The sequence below is a fragment of the Pantoea sp. Pa-EAmG genome, from assembly GCF_030024295.1.
Taxonomy (GTDB): domain Bacteria; phylum Pseudomonadota; class Gammaproteobacteria; order Enterobacterales; family Enterobacteriaceae; genus Pantoea; species Pantoea dispersa.
Genome location: NZ_JASEWO010000210.1, coordinates 1 through 6884, shown reverse-complemented (window position 1 = coordinate 6884; position 6884 = coordinate 1). Strand labels below are relative to the sequence as shown.

The window sequence follows — 6884 nt, the reverse complement described above, 5'->3', positions numbered from 1 at the left end:
GTGCCAAAACCATCTTTAGCGTTACCAGCGGTAACTTTCTTGAGATGTACGATTTTATGGTGTTTGGCTACTACGCCACCGCCATTGCAAAAACCTTTTTCCCGGGCGACGATCCGTTTGCTTCGCTGATGCTGACGCTGATGACCTTTGGTGCCGGCTTCCTGATGCGCCCGCTCGGGGCGATTATACTGGGTGCCTATATTGACCATCACGGCCGGCGCAAAGGGTTGCTACTGACGCTCGGCCTGATGGCGCTCGGTACGCTGACCATTGCACTGGTGCCAGGCTACGCCACGCTGGGCGCGGCGGCACCAATTCTGATTCTGCTGGGCCGCCTGCTGCAGGGTTTCTCGGCGGGCGTGGAGCTGGGCGGCGTCTCGGTTTATCTGTCTGAAGTGGCTCCTAAAGGCCGCAAAGGCTTTTACGTTAGCTGGCAGTCGGGCAGCCAGCAGGTAGCGGTAATCTTTGCCGCGCTGCTGGGGCTGGGGCTTAATCATCTGCTGGCGAAGGACGCGGTGACCGAATGGGGCTGGCGTATTCCGTTTGTGGTCGGCTGTCTGATTGTGCCGTTCCTGTTCTGGATTCGCCGCATGCTGGAAGAGACCGAAGCCTTTAGCCAGCGTAAATCGCACCCGTCGATGGGCCAGATTGTGCGTTCAGTGGGACAGAACTGGGCGCTGGTGCTGGCCGGCATGCTGATGGTGGTCACCACCACGGTGATGTTCTACATGATCACCGCATTCACCCCGACCTTTGGTAAAACCGTGCTGATGATGAGTGACAAACAGAGCTTCCTCGTGACGCTGTTTGTCGGCATCTCGAACCTGTTCTGGCTGCCGGTGATGGGCGCGCTGTCGGACCGCGTTGGGCGGCGGCCGCTGCTGATTACCTTTACCGTGTTGATGATCCTGACGACCTGGCCGGTGCTGCACGGGCTGGTGGGATCGCCGACCTTCGCGCACCTGGTGGAAGCGGAGCTGTGGTTATCGTTCCTGTACGCCAGCTATAACGGCGCGATGGTGGTGTATCTGGCGGAGATCATGCCGGCTGAAGTGCGTGCTTCGGGCTTTTCGCTGGCCTACAGCCTGGCGACCGCGCTGTTCGGTGGTTTTACGCCAGCGATTTCGAGCTATCTGATTCATGCTACTGGCGATAAAGCGATGCCGGGCGTCTGGCTGTCGTTTGCCGCGGTGTGCGGCCTGGTGGGTACGCTGCTGATTGGCCGCATGGTGAAACAGTATCAGGCGCGGCACAGCGCAACGGTAGTGGGCGCGTCGCTGTAGTTAGAGTGGGTATGCGCTGGGCCTCACTTTAACTTTTCCCATTTGCCCTCACCCTAACCCTCTCCCGCATGCGGGAGAGGGAACCGCTCGGTGCGGTTTCGCAGACCTGCACTTCACCTCAACACTCGCTTGGTTGGCTCCTTCTCCCGCCAGCGGGAGAAGGCGGGGGATGAGGGTGCCAGCCAGCTCCTGCTCTGCCTGCTGGCCCTCACCCTAACCCTCTCCCGCACGCGGGAGAGGGAACCGCTCAGTGCGGTTTCACAAACCTGTACTTCACCTCAACACCCGCCCGGTCGGCCCCTTCTCCCGCTTGCGGGAGAAGGCGGGGGATGAGGGTGCCAGCCAGCTCCCGTCCCACCCCGCTAAAACGCCACATCCACCACCACGCTATCGCTGTAATTGCCCGCTGCGGGCGTATTCTGCGTAGTCAGAATCTGCGCCGTATAGGTAAAATTGCGCGTCACGGTATCCGCGTTGAGCGATGTCGAGGTCGCGCTGCTCCAGCGGTCGCTGCCGCTCGGGCCCCAGCGATTAGTGGTGGTGGTGCCTTTATAAATATCGTAAGCCAGCCGGTTGGTGCCGCTCGCCATCTGGCGCGTGGTGCCGCTGTAATAGCTGCCATTACTCAGTCCCACCGTATACGTGCTGCCCTTTGAACACACCACGTTAATCGTCTGCTGCACAGTAGAAAAACTACCGACCAGCGGCGCACTGCCGAAGCTGACGTTCGGCGCCGTAATCGTGGTGCAGTCGTTGGTGATCACCATATTCACGGTGATCGGCATCGCCGTCCCGCTGCTGCTCTGCACGGTGCCGACGCACACGCCGGCCACATTTAGCCCGGCGCACACGTTATAACTCACCGTCAGCGTGATGGTGGTGGTGTAACTGCCGGCGGCAATCACCTGGCCAGGCACGGTGCGGAAATAGAGTGGAATGACAAAATTGAGGCTGTTGCCGAGCGCCAGCAGCGCGGAAGAGTTCCAGCGATAGCTGCCGCCCTGGCGCAGTTCGGTGGCACAAGCGCTGTCGATGCACAGCTGAATCGGCACGTTATCGGTGCCGCTGGCCGATGCCTTCATGGTGGCGCGCGTGCCGCTCAGGTAGCTGGCAGTGGTAAACGCATAGGCGACGTAATCGCTGCCCAGCAGGTTGAGCGTGCCGGTGCCGCAGTTAACGTTGGTGTTACTGGAAGTATTGACCGCCGTCGACTGAACGTAAAACGTGGTTTGCGTGCCAAAGCTGGCGTTGGGGGCCGAAAGCGAACAGAGCGCGTAGCTGCTGGCCGGCAGCAGCCACAGCAGCAAGAACAGAAATTTCCTCATGGCGAGATCCCTGACTGTGAGTTGTTGGCGGCATTCACGGCCGTACCGGGCGCGGCAGGCGGCAGCGGGCAGGTGAGTGGACCGTAAGTCTGCAGCGCTTTAGGCTGCCCCTCAGCGATAGCCAGCGTGGTCTCGCACTGGCGGCCGTCCGGCGTCACCACGCGCATCGGGTTGCTGGCGCTGAGATCTTCCATCCACACGAGGCCGTCCCAGCCGACATATTCGGTGGCGCGATCGCGGCGCAACACCTGGCTGGAGACTGGCAGCGGCTGGCCGTCGCTGTCGTGCAGGATCACGCTGGCGGCGCGCAGGCGCTCCACCGGGAAATTCAGCAGATAGCCACTTTTGCGCTTCACCGCGAAGCGCTGCTCCACTCTCGGCGCGGTCATGTCAGCCGGCAGATCGAGGGTATCGATATCGTACTTCGCGCCGTAATAGCTGCTGATGGACGGCACCAGCAAATAGCCGGCGTCATCGGTGCGGCCCATCGTCTGGTTCTCGTAGCGCACCGTCACGTCCGGATAGCGGGTTTTCACCACCACAAAGGCATCGTTGATGTTGTTGGCGGCGAACACATGGTTGTCCATCAGCACCAGCGAGCCGGTGAAATCAGCCCACTGCGTGGTGTTGTCATCGTCGCCGTAAAAGCCGGCGGAAGTATCGATCTTGTTGTTGCGATAGCGCAGACTGCCCTGACGATAATCGCCGCTGTCGCCGCCCTGATGCGCCCATGACGCATCGTAAGCAAAACCGCCGTCGCTCGGCATGGCGCGCGACACGTACAGGCGCTGATTGCTTTGTCCCTGCTGATCGCGCTCGACACTAATTGATGCGCTGCTCTGTTCGCCAAACGGAATCACCAGCGAAATCGCGCCGCTCCAGTCGCCCTGCTGCTGGTCGCGGCTGGCGGAAATGTACAGGCTGCTGTTGCCCCACAGGTTTTTACTCCACGATAAATTCCACAGGCGGGTGCGATCGCCGCTGCCGCCGGCGATGTCCAGATACGCCAGACCGAGGCTGCCGTACTGGCTGAGCGACAGGCTGGCGGTGTACTGCGCGCTGCGTCTGGCGAGCGAATAGCTGGTATTGGCGCTGTCGCCGCGGCTGCCGACCAGCGCCAGGTTGCCGAAATCCGCGCTGCGCAGCGTGTGCTGGGTGCCGAGGCTGAACCAGCTGTTGTTGTACTGGTAACCCCAGCTGTACTGGGTACCGGGCCTGCCGTCCAGCTGGCTCTGCGCCAGCGCGGCGTTGATGACGCCCAGGCTGCCCAGCTTCACCAGTGCGCCGGCACCGCCCATCGCCACGTCGCTGCTGCCTTCGGCGTGCGATTCCAGCGTCAGCCAGTCGCGCAGGCCGTAACGATAGGATCCGCTGGCCGCCGCTGCGCCGTAATCAAAGTTTTTGATGCCGTAGTTCTCGCGAATCGCCCCGGCGGAGAAGGCGTAATCGGACAGGCCGGTTTTCAGCAGGCTGCTGGAGACATAGAACGGCAGCGTTGTCGTCACCTGACGGCCGACCGCGTCGGTGGTGGTGATCACCGCATCGCCCGCCCCGTTCACGAACGGCACATTGGTCAGCGACCACGGCCCCGGCTGAACGCTGGCCTGTGCGCTGCGGTAACCATTGATAAACAGATCGACTGACGACGGTACCGCCGCCTGGCCGCTAAAGGCCGGCAGCGGGTAAGTGACCAGATCCGGCCGCACGCTGAAGTCACGCGCGATCTGCACGCCGCCAAGGCGCACGCTGTTGCTCCAGCCCAGCGCATCCGTAATCAAATCGCCGGCGCGCCAGCTCAGCGCGGCGTTCTCGTTCTCGTTGCTGTACCAGGTGTCGTAGCGAATGTAACCCTGCTGCTGGCCGCGGGTGTCGCCCGCAAGCTGCTGGATATAGACACCGTTACTGGAGAACTGGCCGGCCGGACCGAACAGGCGCAGCTCATTCCAGCTGGAGAGGCGCGAACCGGCGTTGTCGGTGCGCGTGGCGTAGAAGTCGTAGTTGAGCAGCGCGCCGTTGCTGGCCTGGCCGGGATAGCGCGGACCGTTTTGCGGCTGACCAAGCGTCTGCTCTGGCAGCCAGGCGGGCGGTACCGTCAGCAGCAGGCGCTGGCGGCGTTCATCATATTCCACTTTAACCTCCCCCAACTGACCGGGAGCGACCTGTTCGCCAGCCAGCTTCGCCGCCGGAATGCCGGCGCGCTGCAGATCGCCGCTGCGCAGCCAGAACTCACCGTCGCGCCGCTCGACCGGCACAATCTCGCCCCGTTCGCGCTGGTTCACCACCAGTTCCAGCATGTATTGCTGGCCGCTGGCGCTGTGGCTGACGGCAGGCGGCGGTGGCAGCTCAGAGAAAGTCTCTGCGCTGCTCAGCGGGGAAAAGCACAGCACGCTGGTCACCGCCAGCGCGCAGGGAGGCGGCGTCAGTTTCATCAGCGCGCGGCAGCGCTGCGCCAGTGAGTTTTATTCACCTCGGCCGCGAGTTCACCGCTCACCGGGCTGTTCAGCGGCCAGCGGTGGCTGCTGTTAGCCAGCACATAGCCAAACAGGCCGTTGCCGAGCGCGCGACCGCCGACGGTGACGTTGCTCAGGCGCGCGTGGCCGTTGCCGCGATTGGTCAGCTCCAGCCAGCGTTTGCCGTCGCGGCTGACCTGACGCCAGCTGAGATCGGCTTTGGCGCTGTCGCGCGTCAGGCCATCGCCATAGACAAACAGCGGCACCGAGTAGCGCATCTGAAACGTCAGCCCGGCCTGATTCTCGCCCGGCGAGCGCGGCGTCGGGATCTCATCCAGCACCACTCGATAGGCTTGCTCTACGCCGGCGGGCGGCGCGCTCTGGCGAATCAGACGCACCAGCTGCTTCTGCCCCGGCTCCAGCCGCACCATCGGCGGGCTGGCGACCACCTGCTGCTGCGTTTGATACTGCTCCTGGCCGTCAATCTGCTGCCAGTTGAAGATGCGTACCTGCATGATGGTGGTGGCGTTACCGCGATTCTCCAGCCACAGTTCGCTGGCTTTTTCCTGTGGGTTGATGGCGGGATCGATCGGCCAGATCATCAGCGAGTTGGCAGCGAAGCTGGCGGGCGACAGGGCCAGAAGAAACCACAGAAGCAGGGCGCGCAGGCTCATCATTATTCATCCTTTTTTATGCTGCCGTCACCAGCTCAGGGTGACGGTTAACGTATCGGTATAGGTCCCGGCGCGCGTCGGGCCAGGCAGGGTTAACAGGCCATAAATCGGCAGCACGATGTTATTGGCGTTGCTGTAACTCAGCGCCACCGGCGAGTTAACCGGAATCGCCGTGGTGTGCGCTGCGTTGGTATACAGGCTGTACGCCACGGTATCGGTGTTACTGGTGTGTTTGAGATTGCGGCTGCTGGTGTAATTGCTGCCGCCGTTGATGCTCATGCTGAGGGCGGTACCCGGCGTGCAGGCGAGGGTGAGGGTGGTGCTTTGCACGTAGCTGGCGCTGACGCTGCTGCTCGCCACGCCCGACTGGGTGCCAAAATTCAGCGTGCCAAACACGCCGGTATTGGTACCGGAGATCACGCAGCCTGCCACCACTGACGCAGAGACCTGGAAGGTGGCCGTCGGCAAACTCCAGGCCGGGACGCTCCCTATCAGCAGGGCCAGGCTGCCAGCACGCAGCAGCCAGACCATCCTTCTTACCCCACCGCTGGCGTCAGTAGTTCACCGCCACGTTAATAGTATCGGTGTAGGTACCGGCCGGAATCAGTGGGTTAAAGCCGCCGCCGACTACCCGACCGTAAATGGCATAGTTGGTGCCGAGCGTCGGATCGGTGGTGCCGCTGGCGGCAATATTGGTGTTGTTGGCGATGGCGGTGGTAAACGCGGCGTCGCTGTACAGCGTGTAAGCAATGCCCTGCGTATTGTTGGAGCCGAGGATCAGGTAACGTGGCTGGCCGCTCACCGTACCGTAAATGGTGGCCGGTGCCGGATTACTGCTGGTGACCTGCACATTGAAGGTCTGGCCGGTGGTGCAGCGGACAAAAATGCCGTTCCCGGATGCGCCCACCAGGGTGGCGTTTAAGGTATCAAAGGTTGCAGCGCTGCTACCGAAGTTCAGGGTACCGAAGTTAACCCCGCTGGTGGCGGACTGACCGTTCACCAGACAGCCGGTGGTGAGCGTCAATGTGGCATTGATGGTTCCCGTTGTGGTGGCAGCAAAAACCGTTGCAGGGGCGAGCGCGGCGCTCAGACTGGTAGCCAAAAGAAAAAGCTTGAGTTTCATAATCATTCCTTACTGATTATCCAAGGTCA

At 62.1% G+C, this 6884-nt stretch carries 6 protein-coding genes; 1 reads left to right on the top strand and 5 read right to left on the bottom strand.

Annotation, left to right across the window (positions count from 1 at the left end; translation table 11 throughout):
- On the top strand, nt 1-1283 hold a 1283-nt coding region (locus QMM04_RS19755; protein WP_282996827.1), incomplete at its 5' end, for an MFS transporter.
- A 362-nt stretch (nt 1284-1645) separates the two neighbouring features.
- Here the strand turns inward: QMM04_RS19755 and QMM04_RS19750 are convergent.
- The 5 genes from QMM04_RS19750 to QMM04_RS19730 are packed head-to-tail and all read right to left on the bottom strand — an operon-like array spanning nt 1646 to nt 6855.
- A complete protein-coding gene (locus QMM04_RS19750) occupies nt 1646-2608 on the bottom strand; it encodes a spore coat U domain-containing protein (protein WP_058781925.1) in 963 nt (320 codons plus the stop codon).
- Nucleotides 2605-5037, bottom strand: coding sequence for a fimbria/pilus outer membrane usher protein (locus tag QMM04_RS19745; RefSeq protein WP_282996826.1), 2433 nt, complete (start codon nt 5035-5037; stop codon nt 2605-2607). The genes QMM04_RS19750 and QMM04_RS19745 overlap by 4 nt, the downstream gene beginning before the upstream one ends.
- Entirely contained in the window at nt 5037-5732 is a 696-nt protein-coding gene (locus QMM04_RS19740) for a molecular chaperone (protein WP_058776600.1), read from the bottom strand. Before QMM04_RS19740 ends, QMM04_RS19745 begins: the two co-directional genes overlap by 1 nt.
- A 27-nt stretch (nt 5733-5759) precedes the next feature.
- On the bottom strand, nt 5760-6263 hold the full coding sequence (locus tag QMM04_RS19735) for a spore coat U domain-containing protein (RefSeq protein WP_021509579.1): 504 nt from the start codon (nt 6261-6263) through the stop codon (nt 5760-5762).
- Nucleotides 6264-6285: 22 nt separating this feature from the next.
- Nucleotides 6286-6855, bottom strand: a complete 570-nt coding sequence (locus QMM04_RS19730; protein ID WP_021509578.1) for a spore coat protein U domain-containing protein — start codon at nt 6853-6855, stop codon at nt 6286-6288.
- Nucleotides 6856-6884 lie beyond the last annotated feature (29 nt).